The organism is Arthrobacter sedimenti (assembly GCF_042652025.1).
Lineage (GTDB): Bacteria > Actinomycetota > Actinomycetes > Actinomycetales > Micrococcaceae > Arthrobacter > Arthrobacter sedimenti.
On record NZ_JBHSDQ010000002.1, the window covers coordinates 21,884 to 43,507 of the forward strand.

The 21,624-nt window shown below is 67.0% G+C and carries 22 protein-coding genes; 12 read left to right on the forward strand and 10 right to left on the reverse strand.

Annotated elements, in window-relative coordinates; genetic code table 11:
• Positions 1-8 precede the first annotated feature (8 nt).
• The gene (locus ACFO0G_RS05425; RefSeq protein WP_376976688.1) at positions 9-443 is read right to left on the reverse strand and encodes a nuclear transport factor 2 family protein; all 435 of its coding nucleotides are present in this window, start codon (positions 441-443) and stop codon (positions 9-11) included.
• A gap of 169 nt (positions 444-612) precedes the next feature.
• Between ACFO0G_RS05425 and ACFO0G_RS05430 the strand changes: the two genes are divergently transcribed.
• A complete protein-coding gene (locus ACFO0G_RS05430) occupies positions 613-1,662 on the forward strand; it encodes a helix-turn-helix transcriptional regulator (protein ID WP_376976689.1) in 1,050 nt (349 codons plus the stop codon).
• A gap of 17 nt (positions 1,663-1,679) precedes the next feature.
• Positions 1,680-2,597, forward strand: coding sequence for a CPBP family intramembrane glutamic endopeptidase (locus tag ACFO0G_RS05435; protein ID WP_376976690.1), 918 nt, complete (start codon positions 1,680-1,682; stop codon positions 2,595-2,597).
• An 11-nt stretch (positions 2,598-2,608) separates the two neighbouring features.
• Here the strand turns inward: ACFO0G_RS05435 and ACFO0G_RS05440 are convergent, their stop codons facing one another.
• Both ACFO0G_RS05440 and ACFO0G_RS05445 read right to left on the reverse strand, forming a co-directional pair.
• Entirely contained in the window at positions 2,609-3,115 is a 507-nt protein-coding gene (locus tag ACFO0G_RS05440; RefSeq protein WP_376976691.1) for a DinB family protein, read from the reverse strand.
• Positions 3,116-3,156: 41 nt separating this feature from the next.
• On the reverse strand, positions 3,157-4,047 hold the full coding sequence (locus tag ACFO0G_RS05445; protein ID WP_376976692.1) for a potassium channel family protein: 891 nt from the start codon (positions 4,045-4,047) through the stop codon (positions 3,157-3,159).
• Positions 4,048-4,107: 60 nt separating this feature from the next.
• On the opposite strand from ACFO0G_RS05445, the gene ACFO0G_RS05450 reads away from it, so the two are divergent.
• Entirely contained in the window at positions 4,108-4,608 is a 501-nt protein-coding gene (locus ACFO0G_RS05450) for a GNAT family N-acetyltransferase (RefSeq protein WP_376976693.1), read from the forward strand.
• Between the two features lie 93 nt (positions 4,609-4,701).
• Here the strand turns inward: ACFO0G_RS05450 and ACFO0G_RS05455 are convergent, their stop codons facing one another.
• Positions 4,702-6,378: an FAD-binding dehydrogenase gene (locus ACFO0G_RS05455; protein ID WP_376976694.1), complete on the reverse strand. Its 1,677-nt coding sequence runs from the start codon at positions 6,376-6,378 to the stop codon at positions 4,702-4,704.
• Positions 6,379-6,540: 162 nt separating this feature from the next.
• On the opposite strand from ACFO0G_RS05455, the gene ACFO0G_RS05460 reads away from it, so the two are divergent.
• From ACFO0G_RS05460 to ACFO0G_RS05470, 3 genes are all read left to right on the forward strand, one after another.
• Positions 6,541-7,350, forward strand: a complete 810-nt coding sequence (locus ACFO0G_RS05460; RefSeq protein ID WP_376976695.1) for a slipin family protein — start codon at positions 6,541-6,543, stop codon at positions 7,348-7,350.
• A gap of 173 nt (positions 7,351-7,523) precedes the next feature.
• On the forward strand, positions 7,524-8,909 hold the full coding sequence (locus ACFO0G_RS05465; RefSeq protein ID WP_376976696.1) for an OFA family MFS transporter: 1,386 nt from the start codon (positions 7,524-7,526) through the stop codon (positions 8,907-8,909).
• Between the two features lies 1 nt (position 8,910).
• Positions 8,911-9,054 (forward strand): MFS transporter small subunit, encoded by a 144-nt coding sequence (locus tag ACFO0G_RS05470; RefSeq protein WP_376976697.1) that lies wholly within the window; start codon positions 8,911-8,913, stop codon positions 9,052-9,054.
• Positions 9,055-9,174: 120 nt separating this feature from the next.
• Here the strand turns inward: ACFO0G_RS05470 and ACFO0G_RS05475 are convergent, their stop codons facing one another.
• From ACFO0G_RS05475 to ACFO0G_RS05485, 3 genes are read right to left on the reverse strand one after another with little or no spacing between them, the layout of a single operon-like run.
• The gene (locus ACFO0G_RS05475) at positions 9,175-9,606 is read right to left on the reverse strand and encodes a DUF2177 family protein (RefSeq protein ID WP_376976698.1); all 432 of its coding nucleotides are present in this window, start codon (positions 9,604-9,606) and stop codon (positions 9,175-9,177) included.
• Positions 9,603-11,471, reverse strand: a complete 1,869-nt coding sequence (locus ACFO0G_RS05480) for an AMP-dependent synthetase/ligase (RefSeq protein WP_376976699.1) — start codon at positions 11,469-11,471, stop codon at positions 9,603-9,605. Before ACFO0G_RS05480 ends, ACFO0G_RS05475 begins: the two co-directional genes overlap by 4 nt.
• Positions 11,468-11,926, reverse strand: a complete 459-nt coding sequence (locus tag ACFO0G_RS05485; protein ID WP_376976700.1) for a MarR family winged helix-turn-helix transcriptional regulator — start codon at positions 11,924-11,926, stop codon at positions 11,468-11,470. The genes ACFO0G_RS05480 and ACFO0G_RS05485 overlap by 4 nt, the downstream gene beginning before the upstream one ends.
• A gap of 136 nt (positions 11,927-12,062) precedes the next feature.
• Here ACFO0G_RS05485 and ACFO0G_RS05490 point away from each other — a divergent pair, with 136 nt between their 5' ends.
• Positions 12,063-12,932: a DUF1295 domain-containing protein gene (locus ACFO0G_RS05490; protein ID WP_376976701.1), complete on the forward strand. Its 870-nt coding sequence runs from the start codon at positions 12,063-12,065 to the stop codon at positions 12,930-12,932.
• A 219-nt stretch (positions 12,933-13,151) separates the two neighbouring features.
• Entirely contained in the window at positions 13,152-14,186 is a 1,035-nt protein-coding gene (locus tag ACFO0G_RS05495) for a TerC family protein (protein ID WP_376976702.1), read from the forward strand.
• 97 nt (positions 14,187-14,283) lie between these two features.
• On the opposite strand, the gene ACFO0G_RS05500 is transcribed toward ACFO0G_RS05495, so the two are convergent.
• Together ACFO0G_RS05500 and ACFO0G_RS05505 are read right to left on the reverse strand one after the other, a co-directional pair.
• Positions 14,284-14,727 carry a hypothetical protein gene (locus tag ACFO0G_RS05500; protein ID WP_376976703.1) on the reverse strand — a complete coding sequence of 148 codons (444 nt, stop codon included), beginning with the start codon at positions 14,725-14,727 and terminating at the stop codon, positions 14,284-14,286.
• A gap of 23 nt (positions 14,728-14,750) precedes the next feature.
• Positions 14,751-15,209 (reverse strand): DUF3592 domain-containing protein, encoded by a 459-nt coding sequence (locus tag ACFO0G_RS05505; RefSeq protein WP_376976704.1) that lies wholly within the window; start codon positions 15,207-15,209, stop codon positions 14,751-14,753.
• 167 nt (positions 15,210-15,376) lie between these two features.
• Between ACFO0G_RS05505 and ACFO0G_RS05510 the strand changes: the two genes are divergently transcribed.
• The 4 genes from ACFO0G_RS05510 to ACFO0G_RS05525 all read left to right on the forward strand — a co-directional run bounded on the left by ACFO0G_RS05510 (position 15,377) and on the right by ACFO0G_RS05525 (position 20,792).
• The gene (locus ACFO0G_RS05510; RefSeq protein ID WP_376976705.1) at positions 15,377-16,246 is read left to right on the forward strand and encodes an SDR family NAD(P)-dependent oxidoreductase; all 870 of its coding nucleotides are present in this window, start codon (positions 15,377-15,379) and stop codon (positions 16,244-16,246) included.
• A gap of 105 nt (positions 16,247-16,351) precedes the next feature.
• A complete protein-coding gene (locus ACFO0G_RS05515) occupies positions 16,352-18,412 on the forward strand; it encodes a phosphocholine-specific phospholipase C (protein WP_376976706.1) in 2,061 nt (686 codons plus the stop codon).
• 125 nt (positions 18,413-18,537) lie between these two features.
• A complete protein-coding gene (locus ACFO0G_RS05520; protein ID WP_376976707.1) occupies positions 18,538-19,737 on the forward strand; it encodes an alkaline phosphatase family protein in 1,200 nt (399 codons plus the stop codon).
• 197 nt (positions 19,738-19,934) lie between these two features.
• Positions 19,935-20,792, forward strand: coding sequence for a GmrSD restriction endonuclease domain-containing protein (locus tag ACFO0G_RS05525; RefSeq protein WP_376976708.1), 858 nt, complete (start codon positions 19,935-19,937; stop codon positions 20,790-20,792).
• A gap of 20 nt (positions 20,793-20,812) precedes the next feature.
• On the opposite strand, the gene ACFO0G_RS05530 is transcribed toward ACFO0G_RS05525, so the two are convergent.
• The gene (locus tag ACFO0G_RS05530; protein ID WP_376976709.1) at positions 20,813-21,583 is read right to left on the reverse strand and encodes a YoaK family protein; all 771 of its coding nucleotides are present in this window, start codon (positions 21,581-21,583) and stop codon (positions 20,813-20,815) included.
• Positions 21,584-21,624 lie beyond the last annotated feature (41 nt).

The window sequence follows — 21,624 nt, forward strand, 5'->3', positions numbered from 1 at the left end:
TAGCCCGGTTATCCCTGGGCCGGCTCGGGCAGCAGCCCCAGCTGGCCCAGGAGTTCCATCTGGTCGAAGTAGGCGTGGTGCGAGATGATCACGCCTGCTTCCACCGTGGCCACGTCACAGCTCCGCACCCTGACCTGCCGTCCGGTCGGCGGCAGGGTCCCGCCGGTGGGGAGGCTCAACTGCCCGGTGTTCGTGCCCGCCACAAAGCCCTCCACCACGGCCACGTACCCTGCCTCATGCGTAGCCAGCCGCTCGTACTTGACGTCCGGCATGGCTTCCCAGAAGTGGAAGAAGTAGTCCGCGATCGTGTCCCGGCCGTGGATGTCGCCCTGGCCGGGAGCCCGGAGAACGGCGTCGACGGCGAAGCAGCCCGCCAGCGCCTCCTTGTCCTTTGCGTCCATGGCCGCCATCAGCCGGTCCATGACGTCACGTGCCTGTCCCATTGCAGCCTCCCACTTTGTCAGTCGCCGTCCGGTTTCGCACGGCGTTCATGGAGGAAAAGTACGACGGCGGCACGCACCGCGGCGATCCCCTCGGTGGGGGTTTCGGGGTGCTGGGGTAATCCCCAAATTAGGGGATTGCCGCACCGCCGGCCGGGACGATACTGGAGGTATGTGGGAGGAGCGCGCGGAGCGTGCCCGGCGGGACATCGCCGCCATGGCCGCCGGCGGGATGGACCTGGCAGACCTCTATACCGCGGCGCTCTCCGTCGTGCAGCGGGCGGTGCCTTTCGAGCAGGGGTGCTGGGCCGGCGTCGACCCCGAGTCGATGGCCATGACCTCCATTACCAACTGGCAGCCGTGGCCGGTGAGCGAGCACCAGTTTGAGGAGTACTTCCTCCGGTTTGCGCAGTCCGAGTACACCGGGCAGGAACCCAACACGTTCGTCGAGCTGATGCGGCGCCCGCGTCCCGTTGCCAGGATCTCGGACGCGCCGCACCGGGACGTGGCCCGCAGCGTGCGCATCAACGACTTGCTCAAGCCTCTGGGCCTGGAGCACGAGCTGCGTGCCGCCTTCCGGGTGGACGAGGCGTGCTGGGGAGTGGGAAGCATCTTCCGTGAAGGCGGCCGCGACTTCACCGACCGGGAGGTGGAATTCCTCAGTGCAGTGACCGCCACCCTGGCTGCGGCGACCCGTGCTGTTGTCCGCGGGGCGCACCCAACGGGACCACCCGGCGTCGGGCCCGTCATTGTCCTGGCCGGGCTGCACGGCGACCTGCGTGCGGCCACGCCCGCCGCCGCCTCCTGGCTGGCCCGCGTGGAGGATGCCGCGCCCGGCCGCTTCAGTCAGACGCTCTACGCCGTTGTGGCGCAGGCGAATGCCGCGGCGTCCGGCACGGCGAGGGCCAGGATGCGCGACGCCGGGAACAACTGGGTGATGCTGCAGGCGAGCCGGCTGATCACCGGCGATGATCCGGAGCAGATGGTGGTCACCGTGGAGCCCGCCACCACCCACGAGCTCGCCGGCCTGCTGCTGATGGCGTACGGCGTCACCGCCCGCGAGCGGGACGTCTGCCTGGAGGTGCTGTCCGGAAACCCGACCGCCGAGATCGCCCGGCACCTGTTCATTTCCCCGCACACCGTGCACGACCACCTGAAGTCGGTATTCGAGAAAGTCGGCGTCGGCAGCCGGGGGGAGTTGGTGGCCCGGCTCGTGGCCTGAAAGGCGGAGGGATTTCGATGCATGCCCTGGCGGCTTCGATACGCAGGCACCAGCTGCCGTGGTACTTCGGCGTCACCTTCTTCCTGTCCTGGGGCGCCATCGTCGGGGCCGTGTGGGCGGTCACCGGCGGCCTCGCACCTACACCGGAACAGTTCCAGCGCACCATCCCCGTGACGGTGCCGGCCATGCTGCTGGGACCAGCCGTTGCCAGTCTGGTTCTCACCGGCGTCGTGTCGGGGCGGGCAGGGTACCGGGACCTCCGGGCCCGGCTGCTCACCTGGCGGGTCGAGGGGCGCTGGTATCTCGTCGCCCTGCTGGTGGCACCCGTGACGTTGGCGGTGCCCGTGCTGGTGTTGTGGCTGTCTTCCGTCAATTACGCTCCGCGGATTGTCACGGAGCCGGACAGGATCGGAACCCTGGTCATGGGACTGGTGCTGGGGCTGGTGGTCGGGCCGCTTGAGGAGATCGGCTGGACCGGATTCGCCATTCCCCGGGCCAGGCAGCACTACAGCGTCCTGTGGGCCGGGCTGCTGGTGGGCGTGCTGTGGGGTGCCTGGCATTTTTTCGTGAACTACTGGGGCGGGGGCGGGACCAACGGCGGGGTGCCGCTGGCGATCTTTCTGTCGCTGTGGGTGGTCTCGGTGTTCGTCGGCCAGCTGACGGCCTACCGGGTGCTCATGGTCTGGGTCTACGACCATACCGGGAGCGTGTTGGTGGCGGCGCTGATGCACGCAAGCCTTACCGCCTTCCAGTTCATCCTCAACCCGCTGACACCTGGAATTCCCCAGCAGGTCTACCCGTGGGGCCAGGCCGCCGCAATGTGGGTGGCGGTTGCCGCCGTGACCGTGACGAGCCGGGGCGAGATGACTGGGTCGCGGCGCTTCCTGCCAATTCATGTCCGGTCACTGCACCGGCCACCGCACAGGCGGCGGTAACTTACCGCATCTCAGGCCGCGCCCTCCTCTGCCAGGATCTGTTCCCGCAGGATGTCCGCGTGGCCGCAGTGCTGGGCCAGTTCGCGCAGCATGTGCAGATAAAGCCAGCGCACCGGGACGGGTCCGCGCCGGTTCCCGGTCACCACATCGTCCAAGCTGAGCTGGGCGGCTGCGGCCCGGGAGGCGGCGCAGGCTTCCCGGTGGGCAGCCCGGACCGAGTCGATGGTGTCGCCGTCGGCCAGGATGAACGACGCGTCCGGCGTGGCCGGGATGCCGATCTCGCTCCTTGGGCGGCCAGTGAACGCCTCATCGAACCACACCTTCTCCACGAAGGTAGCGTGCTTCACCAGCCCCAGCAGCGTGGTGCGGGAGGGGACAAGCCGGCGCCTGGCCTGCTCTTCGGTCAGGCCGTCCAGGCAGCCGTTGAGTGCGGCGCGGTGCTCGTCCAGGAAGAACTCGAACTGCACGCGCTCGGATTCGTTGATGACGTCGTCCATGGAGTGGAAGTGGGAGGCCATAGGCAGACCCTAGCAAGCGGGCCCGGACGAATATCGGCACCTCACTGTCGCCGCTCCGGGGGCTGCCGGTGCCGGTGGTGGAGTTCGTAGTGGTCGAACACGTCGGAGGACGTGCTTCCCTCGTGGCCGAACTTGCCGCGCAGTACCTCGGCCAGGTCATCCAACGCCGCGTAGAGCATCCGGCCGGCGAACCGAAGCTCGGCGTTGTCGCTGCCCTGGGCCTCCGACGCCAGTTGGTGGGCGTAGGCAAGGGTGGCCGGCAGGGACCCCCGTTGCTCCACCTCGTGGAAGTAATAGGTCTCATTGAAGGACAACAGGTCGATGCTTACGGAGGCCACGTTCTCCGCCATCGATTCCAGCAGGGCCGCCGCGTGCCGGGCCTCCAGCGAGGCAATGCCAGACGGTCCCGCCGCTTCCCGGAACAGGTTCAGCTGGTGGGCAAGGGCGCGGCGCCTGCTCAGCGCCGGGTAGGTCTGCAGGATCCACGAAACCGTGGCAGTCAGCAGGCCAAAACCCGCAACGGCCTGGAACGCCATCACCAGCCGAAGGACCGGGTGGATGGCCACGATCTCGCCGAACCCCGCGGTAGACAGGGCCACCAGCGAAACATAGAGCGCCTCGGCAAAGTCGGCCTGCCGGGGAATGTCTGCCGCGTAGGAGAAGCCGCCCGGCAGGTGCGGAAGGTACAGCAGCGCCCAGCCCACCGCAGCCAGCGCGGCCCAGGCGGCGATGACGGCTGCCATGGCCAGCGGCGCGGCCACGGAGGAGGCCCCGCCCCGGACTTTCCTCGACGCCCGCCAGAACACGCGCATGATGGTCCGGCCCACCGGTCCCGAGCCATGCGGGTACAGCAGCGTCAGGAAGACGTCGGCGATCATCAGCAGGATCAGCGCTGCGCCCACCGCTGTGAAAAGCACGCCTTCGAAGTCCATGCCTCATCTTAAGTGCGGGGGATGGCGCCCAACCGCCGGTCCGCTGGCTAGGCTGGCGCCATGGACTTTCGACTTCGCCAGGCCACGCCGGAGGATGCCGAGGCGGTGGTGCTCATGCAGACGCTGGCGCACGAGGAGTGCTACCCGCACCTGCTCTCGGCCGACTTCTTCGAACGGCGCAGGGCCACTATTCCCGAACGGGTGGCGCGGCGGCGTGCATTCCTGGCAAGGGATGAGCCGCGGATCCTCGCCTTCGACGCCGAGAACCAGCTGGTGGGCTACGCGGACGCTGGCCCCGGCCGGGAGGACGACGCCCCCGAGGCGCTGGAGCTTTACTCCATTTACACGCTTCGGCGCACCTATGGGACCGGGCTGGGGGCAGCTTTGGTGAGCGCCGCCGTCGGCTCCGGCCCCGCATACGTCTGGGTGCTGGAAAACAACCCCCGCGCCCTGGCCTTCTACCGGAAGCTGGGCTTCCAGCCGGACGGAAAGCGCAACACCCTGCCGCCGGAATGGGAGGCGCTGCCTGAATTCCGGCTGGTGCGGCGGGCGCAGCCTTAGCGGCAGGCCGCATCGGGAGCAGCGTACGACGGCGCCAGCGGGCTTGAGCAATGACGTTCGGCTTGGGTGCTCGGCATGCCAGTCAGGGCGGGGTCAGAGTGCGGCTGCCAGGCTGCGGCCCACCGTGAGACCGGTGAAGATGCAGCCGCCCAGGAAGGTGCCTTCGAGGGCGTTGTAGCCGTGGGCCCCGCCGCCGCCGAACCCGGCCGCCTCGCCGGCGGCGTAGAGGCCCGGGATGGGGGAGCCGTCCTGTCCGAGTGCCTGGCCGGAAAGGTTCGTCTGGATCCCGCCGAGTGTTTTCCGCGTGACAACGTGCAGCCGCACGGCGATCAGGGGCCCGGCCTTGGGGTCCAGGATCCGGTGCGGTTTCACCGTCCGGAAGAGCCTGTCACCCAGGAAACGGCGGCTGTTCCGGATGCCTGCCACCTGGACGTCCTTGGAGTAGGGATTCCGGACCTCGGCGTCGCGCTCCACGATCTGCCGCAGCAGCTGTGCGTAGTCCAGCAGCGGTTGCTCGGTCAGCCCGTTCATCCCGCGGACCAGGTCCGCCAGGTTGTCCGCCACCACAAAGTCAGCGCCGTGCTCCTTGAACGCCTCGATAGGGGCACCGGCGCCGCGGCCCAGCCGGCTCCGAAGCAGCAGCTTAAGGTCGCGGTTGGTGATGTCCGGGTTTTGCTCGGATCCGGAGAGGGCGAACTCCTTTTCGATAATCCGCTGGTTCAGGATGAACCAGGAATGGTTGTACTGCTGGATGTCCGGGGAGGTCCGCAGGAGGTTCAGGGTGCCCAGGGTGTCATAACCGGGCAGGCCGGGGGAGCGGAGCCGCCGGCCCAGCGCATCGAACCACAGGGAGGACGGGCCGGGCAGGATCCGGATGGCGTGGTCCGGCCAGACGGGGTCCCAGTTCCGGATGCCCTCCGTGTAGTGCCACATGCGGTCGCGGTTCACCAGTCGGACGCCGGACTGGTCCGCGATGTCCAGCATCCGGCCGTCCACGTGCTGCGGCACCCCGGTGACCATGTTCCGCGGCGGCGTCCCCAACCGCTCCGGCCACCACCGCCGCACCTGGTCATGGTTCCCGCCGATGCCGCCGGACGCGATCACCACCGCCTGAGCCCGCAGCTCGAACTCGCCGGCCACGTCCCGGTTCGAGGAGACGCCGCGCGGGGACGCGTCAGGTGCCAGTACCGAGCCCCGCACCCCGGTGACCGTGCCGCCGTCGTACGTTAGACCGTCCACCCGGTGCCTGAAGAAAAACCGGACGCTGCCGGAGGAAGCCGCCTCCCGGGCCTTGTCCGCGAACGGCTCGGACACCCCGGTGCCGGTGCCCCACGGGACGTGGAAGCGGGGGACCGAGTTGCCGTGGCCGCCGGCCCTGCCGTCACCGCGCTCGGCCCAGCCCACCAGCGGCGTGAACCGAATGCCCTGTTGGCGCAGCCAGGCGCGCTTCTCGCCGGCGGCAAACTCCACGTACGCGCGGCCCCACTGCCTCGCCCACTCATCCTCGGGATGCGTACCGGAAAGCCGGTCCCACTGCGCCGATCCCTGCCAGTCCTGCCACGCCAGCTCGAAGGAATCCTTCACCCCCAGGCGGCGCTGCATGGGCGTGTCCACCAGGAAGAGACCGCCCAGGGACCAGAACGCCTGCCCGCCCAGGTTGGCTTCATTCTCCTGCTCCAGGATGGCCACGCGCCTGCCCGCGCGGACCAGCTCGTTGCAGGCCACCAGCCCGGCCAACCCGCCGCCGATGATGATGACGTCCGCGTCCATGCGATACCTGCCCCCGTCGTTGTAAGTGCGAGTCCAGCATCAAACTACAGCAGGTTTGAAGCTCTCTCTTTCAACGTTGGTGGGAGAATGGAGCCGGGACATCTGTCACGGCGCCGGCCCGGTTCCGGCAGGTCCCGCCCAGCATTACAGGAGGGGATCCTGATGAACCCCACCATATTGGTTGCCATTGTCCTGGTCGTCCTGCTGCTCATCGTGGCGAGGATGTCCATTCGGATTGTGCGCCAGTATGAGAAAGGAGTGCTCTTCCGGCTCGGCAGGGTGGTCGGCGTACGGGAGCCAGGCCTGCAGCTGATCATCCCGGTGATCGACCGGCTGCCGCTGGTCAGCCTGCGGATCGTCACCATGCCCATCCAGTCGCAGGGCATCATCACCCAGGACAACGTGAGCGTGGACGTGTCGGCGGTGGCCTACTACCGCGTGGTGGACGCCGTGAAGTCCATTGTGGCCATCGAAAACGTTGCTGCGGCCATCGACCAGATCGCGCAGACCACCCTGCGGAAAGTGGTGGGCCAGCACACCCTGGACCAGACCCTTTCCGAGACCGCGCGGATCAACGCCGACATCCGGCAGATCCTCGATGTGCTCAGCGTCGAGTGGGGCGTGGAAGTCACGCTCGTTGAGCTGAAGGACATCCAGCTGCCCGAAAGCATGAAGCGCGCCATGGCCCGCCAGGCCGAAGCTGAACGCGAGAAGAGGGCCAAGATCATCGCCGCCGAAGGTGAAGCCATCGCCGCAACAGCCCTCGGCGACGCCTCCGACACCATGATGGCCCACCCGCTGGCACTGCAGCTGCGCAACCTGCAGTCCCTGGTGGAAATCGGCGTGGACAAGAACACCACGGTCGTCTTCCCAGCCCCGCTCATGAGCACCATCGGCGAACTGTCCGCCTTCCTGGCCCGCGAAGGCCAGGCGGCGTCCTCCGGCAGCACCTCACCCATCAAGGCGGCCTGAGCAGCGCCCGCGCACCGCTCGGCACAAAAAATCCACCGCTCGGCGCGCCAACAGTACGTTTGCTGATGATTTGCATCATGATTGCCGAAGGCAACGGGCCGGGCTAAACCAAGGCCTTTGGCCTCTGGCTCGATCAGACATTGACGTCTTCCACAAGCAAAGGGAATCAAACCATGGGCTTCCTGGACCGTGACCACTCCATCGCCCCGCCGGGCTTCAACCGCTGGCTGGTTCCGCCCGCCGCGCTCGCAGTCCATTTATGCATCGGGCAGGCCTACGCCACCAGCGTGTACAAGACGGCGCTGGTCAAGCACTTCGGCGCCAGCCTCACCGAGGTGGGCGTCATCTTCTCCATCGCCATCGTGATGCTGGGCCTCTCCGCCGCGGTGATGGGTACCTGGGTGGACACCAACGGCCCGCGCAAGGCCATGTTCACCGCCGCAATGTTTTGGGTGGGCGGCTTCCTGATCGGCTCGCTGGGCATCTTCACCCGCCAGCTCTGGTTGGTGTACCTGGGCTACGGCGTGGTGGGCGGCATCGGCCTGGGGATCGGCTATATCTCGCCGGTGTCCACGCTGATCAAGTGGTTCCCGGACCGTCCCGGCCTGGCCACCGGCATGGCGATCATGGGCTTCGGCGGCGGCGCGCTGATCGCCAGCCCGGTATCCCAGGCCCTGCTCAAGGCGTACGATCCCAACTCCGGCGCGCAGGGATGGGTGGCCAGCGGCGATGCCGTGGGCAAGCTCTTCCTGACCCTCGCCGCCATCTACCTCGTGTACATGCTCTTCGGCGCGTTCACCATCCGGGTGCCCGCGGAGGGGTGGCGGCCCGCCGGGTTCGACCCCGCCAAGGTCAAGGCTGCAAAACTTGTAACAACCGAGAACGTGTCCGCGAAGAACGCCATCAAAACCCGGCAGTTCTGGCTGGTATGGGTGGCGCTGTTCTGCAACGTCACCGCCGGCATCGGCATCCTGGAGCAGGCGGCGCCCATGATCCAGGACTTCTTCCGCCAGTCCGACGGCAAGTCGCTGGTGACCGCCGCCGTCGCCGCGGGCTTCGTGGGACTGCTGTCCATCGGCAACATGACGGGCCGCTTCGCCTGGTCGGCCACGTCCGACGTCACCGGCCGGAAGCGGATCTACATGATGTACCTGGGCGTCGGCGCGGTGCTGTACATCATCCTGGCGCTGGCCGGCTCCACCACCACCATCCTGTACGTGGCACTGGCGTTCGTCATTATCTCGTTCTACGGCGGCGGCTTCGCTACAGCCCCGGCCTACCTGCGGGACCTGTTCGGCACCTTCCAGGTGGGCGCCATCCACGGGCGGCTGCTCACCGCCTGGTCCGCCGCCGGCGTTGCCGGGCCGCTGATCGTCAACTCGATCCTGGACGCCCAGGGCAAGCCGGGCCAGCTCAACGCCGCGTCCTACCAGCCCGCGCTGCTGACCATGGTGGCGCTGCTGGTCATCGGCTTCATCGCCAACCTGCTGGTCAAACCCGTCGACGCACGATTCCACGAATCCCGCCCCGAGCGGCACACATCATCCATGGAGGCCTGACATGAGCAGCACTGCACACACCCCCAACGACCAGCCCGTCAAGCGGTCCACCGGCAGGCTGGTCCTGGGCTGGGTCCTGGTGGGGATCCCGCTGGCCTACGGGGTCTTCCAGACACTGACGCAGGTGGCCGCGCTCTTCGGATAGCCCTCCGCGCTTGCCCTGCACGCCACACTGGCCCAGTTTTCAGGGATTCACGTCCGCGGGACCGCTCAGTTTTCGCGGTTCCGCCCTGAAAACTGGGCCAGTTTGTGCATGTGCGTCAGTTCAGGCGGCCGCGGGTTTCGCAATCCGCCGGCGCAGGACCGTTGCAGTGACCCACGTGACCAGGCTGCAGGCCACGGCACCCCAGAGGATGTCTGTCACGGCCACCAGCGCGGTGAAGTCTTTCAGTACGGCGAACCCGGTCAGGGCCCAGGTGGCATACGTGAAGAATCCGAACAACGCGGCGCCCGTGACACGCTGCCGCAGGGGGACATCAGCTGCATTTGGCCGGACGCCGTAGTGCACCATCCCTGCCACGAAGATGGCGTAGAACAGCACCGCGCCAAGGAGGTTGGCCTTGGGCGCCAGCAGCCCGCCGATCTGGCTTTGGTACAGCGGGTTGGCCACCAGCAGGATCCATGCCACGTCCAGCACGGCGAAGATCAGGGCGGTGACAAAGTAAGCGGTCAGCCAGTTCCTGGTGCGGGGGTTCATTCTCTGCTCCTTGCGTCGGTGTAGAGGTTTTCCACGAAGTGGCGGGCGCTTTCAGTGAAGACGGCACGTTTGAGTTTCATGGTGGGGGTGACCATCCCGTGGGACTCGCTGAGGTCGGCCAGCAGCAGCACGAACCGGCGCACCTGTTCTGACCGGGCCAGCCGGGCGTTCGCGGCAGTTACCACTTTGCCCACCACACCCAGCAGCCGCTCGTCCTCGATCTGGACCGCGCTGCCGTCGTCAGGGATCCGCAGGCCGACCAGGTCGGCGATGCCCTCCCGCTCGGCCCAGGCCGCCACGGACTCGGGATCCAGCAGCACCAGCCCGCCCAGGTACGGCTTGCCCTCGCCCACCATGACGGCGTGCGCCACCAGCGGATCGCCCTCCACCAGGCCTTCCCAGACGGCGGGGGTCACGGTCTTGCCACCGGCGGTGACGATCACGTCCTTGATCCGGCCCTTGAGCCGTAGCCGGCCGTCCGGATCCAGTGAGCCCAGGTCGCCGGTGCGGAAGAACCCGTCCACGAAAGCATCGGCATTGTCGGACGCACGGCGGTAGCCGGCGAAGACGCCCACGCCGCGGGCCAGCACCTCGCCCTGCTCCGAGATCCGCACGGTGGTGCCGGGCATCGGTACGCCGACCGACCCGGAGCGGATGGCGCCGGGTAGGTTGCCGGTGAGCGGGGCGGTGGTCTCGGTGAGCCCGTAGCCTTCGATGACCGGCAGGCCCAAGCCGCGGAAGAAGAGGGACAGTTCGGTGTCCAACGCCCCCGCTCCGGAGAGCAGGCAGTCCAGCCGGCCGCCCACCAGCGCGCGGAGGCGGGCGTAGAAAAGCCGGTCGAACAGGGCCCGCCGCGCCCGCAACCCAAGCGGAGCACGCAGGGAAGCATCGGCGTCGTGCGCTTCCGCGAACCTGCCCCACTCCACGGCCGTGCGCTGCGCCAACGCCCACACCCGCCCGAGGTGCTTCTGGGCGGCCGCGGCGGCAGCGGAGGCCTGGATTTTCTGAAGGACGCGGGGGACCACCACCAAGAAGGTGGGCTTGAGCGCGCCGAGGGCGGGGACCACGTCGCGGGGGTCGGAGAGGTGGGCGATGCGCATGCCGTTGGCCAGGCAGATCAGCTGCAGGCCGCGGGCCAGGACGTGCGCCATGGGCAGGAAGATGATCGTGTTGCCGCCCTCGCGGACCACGCTGGTGTAGGCGGCGCCCACGTTGAGGATCTGGCCCACGAAGTTGCGGTGCGTGATCAGGGCCCCTTTCGGGGCTGCGGTGGTGCCGGAGGTGTAGACGATGGTGGCCACGGAGTCGAGGTCGTGCAGCAGGCGGCGTTCCTCCACCTCCCCGTCCGGCACGTCCGCGCCGCGCTTGACCAGGGCTGCCAGGTCGGCGTCCGGCCGGGTGTCCATGGTCCAGACGCCCAGGTGCGGCAGGCCCACATCGGCGAATCCCTGTTCCAGCAGGGCGGCATGCGCGGCAGTGCCGGCGATGGCCAAGCGGACGGCGGCGTCTTCCAGGACGGCGGTCACCTGCGGCTGGGCGGAGGTTTCGTAGATGGGAACCACGACGGCGGCCGCGAACCAGGCTGCCATGTCCGCCACCGCCCATTCGTAGCGGGTAGGGGACATGATGGCCACCGGGTCGCCGGGCTGCAGGCCGGCGGCGATCAGGCCCTTGGCCAGGGCCCGGACCTCGTCCACGAACTGCCCGGTGGTTACCTGGCGCCAGGGGGCGGTGACGGGGGTATCTTCTGCCCGGACCTCAAAGGCGATGTGGTCCGGGGACGTGCGGAAGCGGTGCATCAGCAGGTCCGTGGCGTTGCGGTGCCCGGAAAGGTCGGCCAGCGTCGGGGAGGTGAACTCTCTCAAGGGGTGTCTTTCTCGGAAAGGGAGCGCAGGTGGCCCTGCATGAGGTCCAGCGCAACGTTCAGGAAGTCCGCGACGGCGTCCTGCCGGGCGCGGGGGAGGGTTTCGATGTGCTGGTTGGTGGCGTCCATGAGGGGGCGCATCAGGCCCATGATGTCCTTGGCGGCGGCGGGGGTGGCGCTGACGTGCACGTGCCGCCGGTCCTCCTCCGACCGGAGCCGTTCGGCGTAGCCGCGCGCTTCCAGCCGGCCCACGATGGCGGTGGTGGTGGCAGCGGTGGCGCCCAGTTTTTCGGCAAGCGTGCCCACGGTGACCGGCCCGGACTGGGCCAGCGCGGAGAGGGCGCGGTAGTCGGTGAGGTTGAGCTGCAGGCAGCGGGCCACTTCACGCTCGGTTTCGTTGGCGAGGTCGAACAAAGCCTGCAGCGCGAACGCGGCGGGGTGGTACGGCGGCGTCATGGTTTCTCCTTGGCAGGCTTATAGTAGTTATTGTCCTCTAGTCATCAAATTCATTTGAATACAAGAAAGACTAGCAGGACTAATTGGGACCGGCCGTGCAGCAGCGCGCGGCTGGCCAGGGGAAAGGAACCTGTCCGTGAACGACAAGAGCCGCAAGGCCCTCATCAGTATCGTTATCGCCGTGGTGGTGGCGGTGCTCATCGCCCTCGCCGGAAGCCAGGGCGGGTCCAGGATCGGCGGGTTGCCCGTCTTCGCTATGGGAGTCGCCATCGCATTTGTGATCCAGTGGCTGGTGTTCATCCCGTCCTTCAAGGCCCAGACGGAGAAGTTTTACGACCTCACCGGAGCCCTCACCTACATCTCCATCACGGTGTTCCTGGTGCTGGCGTCCCCGGGGGTGGACGCGCGCGGAATGCTTCTGGCGGCCATGGTGGTGCTGTGGGCCGCGCGGTTGGGCAGCTTCCTGTTCCTGCGGATCCGCAAGCATGGAAAGGACGACCGGTTCGATGAGCTCAAGCCGGACTTCTTCCGCTTTCTGAACACGTGGACCATCCAGGGCCTGTGGGTGGTGCTGACCGCGGCGCTCGCGTGGGTGGCCATCACCTCGGACCAGAAGGTGGGCCTGGACTGGTTCTTCTGGGTGGGCCTGCTGGTGTGGGCGGTCGGCATCACCATCGAAACCGTGGCTGACCTGCAGAAGACCCGCTTCAAGGACGATCCCGCGAACAAGGGCCGCTTCATCAGGGCCGGCCTGTGGTCCAAGTCCCGCCACCCCAACTACTTCGGCGAGATCACCCTGTGGGTGGGCGTGGCCATCATCGCCCTTCCCGTCCTGCAGGGCTGGCAGTGGGCGGCGCTGATCTCCCCGGTGTTCGTGGCCCTGTTGCTGATCAAGGGCAGCGGCGTGCCGCCGCTGGAGAAGAAAGCGGACAGGAAGTGGGGCGGCCAGGCCGACTACGAGGAGTACAAGAAGAACACGCCCGTGCTGGTGCCGAAACTGAAGTAGGGCCTCCCCAGGCAGGGATTGACGACGGCGGCCTCCGGAACCGGGTGCCGCCGTCGCCCGTTGTTCAGGTACGATTTAACCCATCAAGGGGAGTACTCCCGTCTGTGCATGGCCCGTCAATACGGATGCAGCGAAGCATCCCGGGCCAGCGGCTCCGGTTCCACCGGGCGGAGGAGACCTTGGCGTACATGTCAGCGCCAACCCCATTGGAGTACCCCCATGCAGGTCACACCGCTCATCTGGATCATCACCATTGCCGTGACAATCCTGTTCTTCGTTTACGAGTTCTTCGCCCACGTCCGCAAACCCCACGAACCGTCCATCGGTGAGTCCGCCCGCTGGTCGGCGTTCTACATCGGGCTCGCGCTGGTGTTCGGCGTCGGGATCGGCACGGTCTCGGGCTGGACATACGGTGGCGAGTACTTCGCCGGCTACCTCACAGAGAAGGCCCTCTCGGTGGACAACCTGTTCGTCTTCCTCATCGTGATGACCGGGTTCGCCGTGCCCAAGAAGTACCAGCAGAAGGTGCTGATGGTAGGCATCATCATCGCCCTCATCCTGCGCGGCGGGTTCATCGCCATCGGTGCCACACTGATCGAAAACTTCTCCTGGGTGTTCTACATCTTCGGCGCCCTGCTGCTCTTCCTCGCGTACAAGCAGGCGTTCGGCGGCCACGACGCCAACCCGGCTGACGGCAAATTCATGCAGCTGGTGCGCCGCGTCCTCCCGGTCACCCCGGACTACCACCGGGACCGTCTCACCGTGCAGCAGGACGGGAAGCGCTTTGTGACCCCCATGCTGCTCACCATCATCGCCATCGGTTTCGTGGACCTGGTCTTCGCCGTCGACTCGATTCCCGCGATCTACGGCCTGACCAGCGAGGCGTACATCGTCTTCACCGCCAACGCGTTCGCCCTGATGGGCCTGCGGCAGCTGTTCTTCCTCATCGGCGGACTGCTGGAACGGCTGGTGTACCTGGCCCAGGGGCTGGCCGTCATCCTCGCGTTCATCGGCGTGAAGCTGCTCTTCCACGCCCTGCACGTCAACGAGCTGCCCTTCATCAACGGCGGCCAGCCGCTCCTCTGGGTGCCAGAAATTCCCATCTGGCTCTCGCTGCTCTTCATCGGCGCAACCATCCTGGTGGCCACGGTGGCCAGCCTGGCCAAGACCCGCGGCGGGCTCGGCGGCGGCGGGGCCGCCCACGGTGAGGTGACACAGGAGGACGCGGATTCCACGGCGGGCACGCCCCGCTAGCCGGCGGGCTGGCTGTCCGGCCGGACGACGGCGGCACTCGGGTTGGGTGCCGCCGTCGGCGTCTCCTGAACTGGTCAGGGGTCGCACGAAAGGGTGGCTAGTCGTGCATGCGGAGGACCACTTCATAGGAGCGGACGCAGAGTGAGATGTCCAGATTCTCATGCACTGTCCCGAAGGCACAGTCCGGGTTGGCGAACGTCTTGAGGCTGAAGCCGGTCGAAGCACGCAGGTCGTCCACGGTGACCTGCACCGGGGTGGACCAGGTTCTGTCCAGGCTGTGGCACGGGTTCTCCAGGGGGATACATCCGGGATCGTTCTTCGGATCGCTTGCCGCAGTCAGCTCCCAGCCGTCCCCTGTGGGGATTCCATCCGCTATGGAGATCATCTCCTGGATCCGTGCCGTTTCACCGCCCGGGCCACCCCTGACTACCGGCATCAACGACACCACCATGATTCCGAGGCAGAGCACTACGATTGCCGCCCCGCCCACCACCCATGGCCACACCTTGGGTTTTTTCGGCGGCACTACATAGGGATGCATCCATTCCACTCCTCCCTGTGGCATCACCGGCGCGACCTGCGTTTCTGGATTGCGCCCAGGACGCCGGCGGCGAGCCCGATGCCGGCTGCAAGGAGGGTCAGGACCGTTCCGACTCCGCGCAGGATTACTCCGCCGCTTTCAAAGCCGAGCACAACGGCGCGGGATGGCTGCTGACTGTCATAGGCCACCGTGACGGGGTCGCCGACCGCAGGGTGCTGGTCGTGGTCGACGCTTGCCGACACAACGTGCTCAGTCCCGTCCATGGACGTGTACCGAACCTTGATGTCCCGGTTGGAGGCGCGCTGGCTGTCGTTGAAGTCAATGACGGTGCCGGCGCTCTGCATGCCTGTCCGGGACAGCTCGGCATCAGCATCGATCATCATGGTCCCCACCACCATCAGGCCGGGACCTACGAGCAGTACGATCAGGACCACCGCCAAAGTGCCAAGGCGGCCTCCGGGCCTCTTCGGTGGTCGCGTCATGGGGGATCCTGGTGTGCTCACACCGGTCATTCTGCCCCATGGCCGTCCCGCTCCGTGTCAGGCTGGGACTTCCCGGGGCTTGATCGATGCCGATACCGGATGAATCATCATGGAACGGGTGGTCAACCTTTCGACGGCCCCGGAGGACCGCGAAGGAGTTCCACACCATGTCCGTTCAACCGAGCCACCACGACGCACGAACCGTGCTGATCACCGGAACGTCCACTGGGATCGGCCGCGCCACAGCACTCGCCCTGGCGGCGGCAGGGTGGCGGACCATTGCAACGATGCGCAACCCGGAACAGGCCGAAGCGCTCCGTGCTGAGGCAGCCAAGGCGGGAGCGGAGCTGGACGTCCGCCGCCTGGACGTTACCGATTCCGAGGCCATTGGGCGGGAAGCCGACTACTGCCGCAAGACGTACGGTGGCCTTGACGCGCTGGTCAACAACGCCGGCAGCGCCGCCGTGGGCTCGGTCGAAGGCCTGGACATGAAGGACTTCCGCGATGCCATGGAAGTCAACTATTTTGGCGTTGTCGCCATGACCAAAGCCTTCCTGCCGTTGCTCAGGGTAAGCAGGGGCAGGCTGATCACCATCAGTTCGGTGGGCGGAGTTGTGGGCCAGCCGTTCAACGAGGCCTATTGCGCTGCGAAGTTCGCCGTGGAGGGATTCCTGGAAAGCCTCCAGCCCGTTGCGAAGAGCGTCGACGTCGGTGTCCATGTCATTGAGCCCGGAGCGGTGGCCAGCGAGTTCGTCGCGAACGCCGGCATTGATGCAGCCGGGATGCTTGCTGCCGCCGGCTCCTACCGGCCGGCGCTCAGCGCCTACCTGGAACGGACCACAAGGCAGTTTGCCAGTGCCAACGCGCAGAAGCCTGAAGATATCGCCGAAGTTGTGGTGGACACGTTGCACGCAGCTTCTCCCGCCTTCAGGATTCAAACCTCGACGTGGGCCCGCGAGTTCGTCTCAACAAAAATCAACGACCTTGACGGCAGCCGGGTGACTTCGATGACTCAGGGATGGGTCGGGATGGCCTAACCCCCGTAATTCCCATTGTTCAGCCCGGGTACATGGAGGTGTAACCGTGCGCTGGCAGAGTTCCCGGCGGGGGACATCAAAAGCCAACGCATTAGGAGCGTCCTCATGGCAGGTCTCAACCGCCGTCGTTTTCTTCAATTTTCCGCTGCCGGCGCCGCCGGCACCGCTATGTCACAAATGCTGGGCCAGAGCATCGCACGGGCCGCGGAAATCCCGGCCAACCGCGCCACCGGGTCCATCAAGGATGTTGAGCACGTGGTGATCTTCATGCAGGAGAACCGGGCCTTCGACCACTACTTCGGCACGCTGAAGGGTGTGCGGGGGTTCTCGGACCCGCACCCTGCACTTTTGCCCTCGGGCAAGGACACATTCCACCAGGCGAACGCCACGCGGGAGGTTACGCCGTTCCACCCGGACGCGCCGAACCTGGGCATGCAGTTCATGGAGGATCTGGACCACTCGTGGAAACTCACGCAGGAGGCCTTCAATAACGGAAGGTACGACAAGTGGCTCCCGCAAAAGACGGACGCCACGATGGCGTTTTATGGTCGCCAGGACATTCCCTTCCACTTCGCCCTCGCTGACGCCTTTACGGTCTGCGACCAGTACCACTGCTCCGTCCTGGGCCCGACCGACCCGAACCGATACTTCATGTTCGCCGGCGGCGACGACCCGGACCGCAAGGGCGGCGGCCCTGACCTGTGGAACAGCGAGAAGGGCTACTGGTGGAGCACCTACCCGGAGGAGCTTGAGAAGGCCGGGGTGAGCTGGAAGGTCTACCAGGACGTCGGTGAGGGCCTCGACCCGGCACACTATGAAGGCTGGACCAAGGACGCGTACATCGGCAACTACGGGGACAACTCCCTCCTGTACTTCAAGCAGTACCAGGACGCCAAGCCCGGGAGCCCGCTGTATGAGAAGGCGCGGACCGGTACCAACGCCAAGGCCGGCGATGACCTCTTCAGCATCCTCCGGCAGGACGTGAAGTCGGGCAACCTGCCCCAGGTCTCCTACATCGTGGCCCCCGAGGCCTACTCCGAGCATTCAAACTGGCCGCCGAACTTCGGCGCCTGGTACGCGGCCAACATTCTTGACATCCTCACCTCCTCACCGGACGTGTGGAGCAAGACGGCCGTCCTGTTCATGTACGACGAGAACGACGGCTTCTTCGACCACATCGTCCCGCCGCACCCGAACACCCCGCAGATTCCGGGCGCCTCCACTGTCTCCACTGCCGGCGAATGGTACGACGGCAGCCCCACGTTCTTTGGCGACAAGGACGTGCCGGGGCACTTCGGCCTGGGCGTGCGGGTGCCCATGATCGTCCTTTCCCCGTGGAGCATGGGCGGCTGGGTCTGCTCCGAGACGTTTGACCACACCTCGATTGTCCGGTTCCTGGAAACCCGCTTCGGGGTGGCGTCACCGAACATTACTGCGTGGCGCCGGGCGGTCAGCGGCGACCTGACGAGTGCATTCGACTTCTCCAAGGCCGGGGGAGCGGCTCCGGCGCTGCCGGACACCTCGACCTATAAGCCGACCGACCACGAGCGCCACCCCAGCTACATCCCGACGCCCCCCGCCACGAATTCAATGCCGGCCCAGGAGAAGGGCACCCGCCCTTCCCGCCCGTTGGGCTACGCCCTGGACCTCGAATCCAAAATCGCCGCAGGCCAGCTCACCGGCCGGTGGACGAACCGGGGCACGCTGGGCGCACACGTGCAGGTCCGGTCGAACCTGCTCCCGGCCGGCCCATACTCCTACACCATCGGCTCAGGGGCCTCACTGGATGCCTCGTGGCCGCTGGGTGCCGAGTACGACGTCCAGATGCATGGCCCGGCGGGGTGGTTCCGCCGCCTTGCGGGTACGACGGCGGCCGCGGACATCCGCGTGTCCGTCACCGCTGACGGCAAGGCCCCGCACGCGCAGTTCCGGATCGAGAACGCCGGCACCACCGGCGCAACCCTCATCCTGAAGGACGCGTATGGCTCGGGTTCCCAGACGCTTTCCCTGAATCCCGGTCAGGCCAAGACCATCGTGATCCCGACGCCGGGCGGCTGGTACGACCTTACAGTCACCTCCGCCGCTGATCCCAAGCTCCTCCGTGTCCTGGCCGGCCGCCTCGAAAACGGCGGCCCGCTGACCAGCGACCCCCAGCTCGGCCGATAACCCGGCCGGAACTGGTGGCAGGGCCGGCCGCTGTCGCCGGCCCTGCCACCCTCTCGCCCCCAGCTTGCTGCACCGCCTGAAAGACCGGACGCTCCGTTGCGCCCGCACACCGAAAGGATTTTGCCATGCCCAACGCACTTAAGAACCGGAGGACAAGCGCCCTGGCGCTTGCTGCCGCCGTCGCAATCACTGGCCTCGCCGCCGTCGGCGCCGCAGTGCCTGCGGACGCACAGACCACGCCCGGTGCTGCCGCTCAGGCCAGCGGGCAGGGGGAGAACGGCCCTGACCATGTCTTTGTGATCATGATGGAGAACCACGGTTACGACCAGGTCATCGGCAACACCGCCGACGCGCCCTACATCAACAGCCTGGCCCAGCGCTACAACACCGCCACGAACTACCAGGGCGTCACCCACCCCAGCCTGCCCAACTACCTGGCCGCCATTTCCGGGAGCAACCAGGGCATCTGGGATGACTGCAAGGCTGGCGCGGACGTGACGTGTGCACCGGAAGAATTCGTCCCTGGCTCGGAGGACCCGGGGGCCACCGGGCTCCTGACCCAGGCCCAGGCGGCCAGCGCGGCCTCCACCCCGCACCTGTTTTCAGGCAGGAACATCGTGGACCAGCTCGAGGACAAGGGCCTGAGCTGGAAGGCCTACATGGAAAGCCTTCCCAGCACCGGTTCCCAGGTTGAGTACGCGCCCACCATCGGCTCCTCAACCGTGAAGCTCTACGCCCAGAAGCACAACCCGTTCATGTACTTCTCGGACATCAACTACCCCGGCAGCCCGCGCCTGCAGAACATCGTGCCCCAGGAAAACAACCTGAAGGCCGACCTGGCCAGCGGCAACGTGCCGAACTTCACTTGGATCAGCCCGAACCAGTGCCACGACATGCACGGCGTCTCCCCGTCCGGCGCTGCGCTTGTCGGCATCCCCCAGTGCGGGTACCCGGGTTCCGGCCTGGACCACGGTGCGATCCAGCTCGGCGACAACTACGTCAAGCAGACCGTCCAGCAGATCATGGATTCCCCGACCTGGAAGACCACCAAGTCCAGCATCGTCCTGGCTTGGGACGAGAACGACTACTCAGGTTCCACCGGCGGCCCGGGCAGCCCGGTCGGCCAGAACGGTGAGGTGCTCGGCGGCGGCCACGCACCCGCCATCGTGATCAACTCGGCGGAGGGTCCGCACAAGACAACGGATCAGCTCTCGGACCACTACACCCTGCTCTCAACCATTGAGCACATGTGGCACCTGGGCTGCCTGGAAAACACCTGCTCACCCACTACCTCCGGCACGTTTGAGAACCTCTTCCACCCCTGACCGCTAACAGGGCTCACGACGGCGGCATCCGGCCTGGTGCCGCCGTCGCAGCTTAAGCGCAGGAGCCGGGAAGGATTGGCCCAGTTCGGGTGAAACCGGCAATGTGGGCGATTTGGCGCCGCTAGGCTTTTCTCTGGCGTCAGCAGGTATGGGGGGCTGACGCCCCTAACTTTTCGTGCATAACCCGGGGGAACTGCATGTCCAGCCACACGTCCTTGCCCAAGAGCACGCCTGCGTCCGGCACCCGCTGGACTGCCGCCGTCGTCCTTTCCGCCTTGCTGGCCCTCTTCGGCGCAAGCCTGCCGGCGGTCGCAGCGGACAGCACCACCACGGCAACAGTCCAGGCGGCGGACCTGCTGGAAACCCTTCCGATGAAGGGCCGCGCGCCCAAGACCGGGTATGACCGGTCGCTGTTCGGGCCGACGTGGGCGGATGTGGACCAGAACGGCTGCGACACCCGCAACGACATCCTCAACCGGGACCTGACGGACATTACCTACGTGAACAGCGTCCCGTGCACGGTCAAAACGGGGGTGCTCGCCGATCCTTACACGGGCACCGTCATCAACTTCGTCCGCGGCACCACCACCAGCAGCGCCGTGCAGATCGACCACGTGGTGGCGCTCAGCGACGCCTGGCAGAAGGGCGCCCAGCAGCTGACCACGGAGCAGCGGACGGCGTTCGCCAATGACCCGCTGAACCTGCAGGCCACCGATGGACCCACCAATCAGCAAAAGGGCGACGGCGACGCCGCCACCTGGCTGCCGCCGGCCAAGGGCTTCCGCTGCGAATACGTGGCGCGGCAGGTCTCGGTGAAGGCGCGGTACAGCCTGTGGGTGACGCAGGCCGAGCACGACGCGATCGCCGGCATCCTTGCCACCTGCCCGGGCCAGCCGGCACCGACCACCGTCGCGCCCGCCTCCGCAACCACCGCCGTCTACTACGCCAACTGCGCCGAGGCGGTGGCCGCCGGAGCAGCCCCGCTCTACGCCGGTTCCCCGGGGTACCGCTCAGGGCTGGACGGCGACGGCGACGGGGTGGCCTGCGAGGGCTGAGTTCCCCCTGCGGTAGGCGCCTACCGTTCGGTTTGGGAATCAGGGTTTACGACGTCGGCACCCGGGCCGGGTGCCGCGGTCGCCGTCCCTGAACCGTGGGCGAGTGAGTGCCTCTTCGTGGCGCTCATGCCCAGCAGGGCGACGCAAAGGGTAAGCAGCGCGGTCAGCAGCACCCCAAGCCCAAGATGAAGCTGCACGAACCCGGCGCCCACCGCCGCGCCGGCCATGATGAGTCCGATGGCCGCGAGCCGCCGGCCCCAGAACGGGTGGGTGCCGGCACCCAGGCGTGAATCGGCGGCCAGGCCGGTGATGGTGGAGGTGACCACCACGGTGGGGACGTCCCTGACGTTGAGGTGCCGGGCGGTGGCGGCCTGCAGGCCCATGGCCACCGCCAGCGTGCCGGTGATGGCGACGCTCAGCGCCTCGCTGCTCCTGGGGTTCATGCCGCTGAGGAGCAGGATTGCCACGACCGCCATCACCGAGCTGACGCCCACCAGCAGGACGGTGGTGCGGTGGTTCCAGCCCGACGTGCTGGGCCGCAGGACCCGCCCGGAGATCATGGCGCCGGTCATGAACCCGGCCAGGGCCACGATGGGTCCGAGGACCGGAAGGTTGTCGCCGCCCATCAGCGCCATGCCCAGGATCACCACGTTGCCGGTCATGTTCGCCGTGAACACCCGGTCCAGGCCCAGGTAGCCCACCGCGTCCAGCACGCCGGTGGAGAACGTCAGCACCAGCATGAGCACCAGGTGCAGCTTGGGCGGATGGGCGGGGAGGAAACGGGCAGGCATGTGCATACCTTTCGGCAGTCCCGGAAACGGTTGTTGCTGGC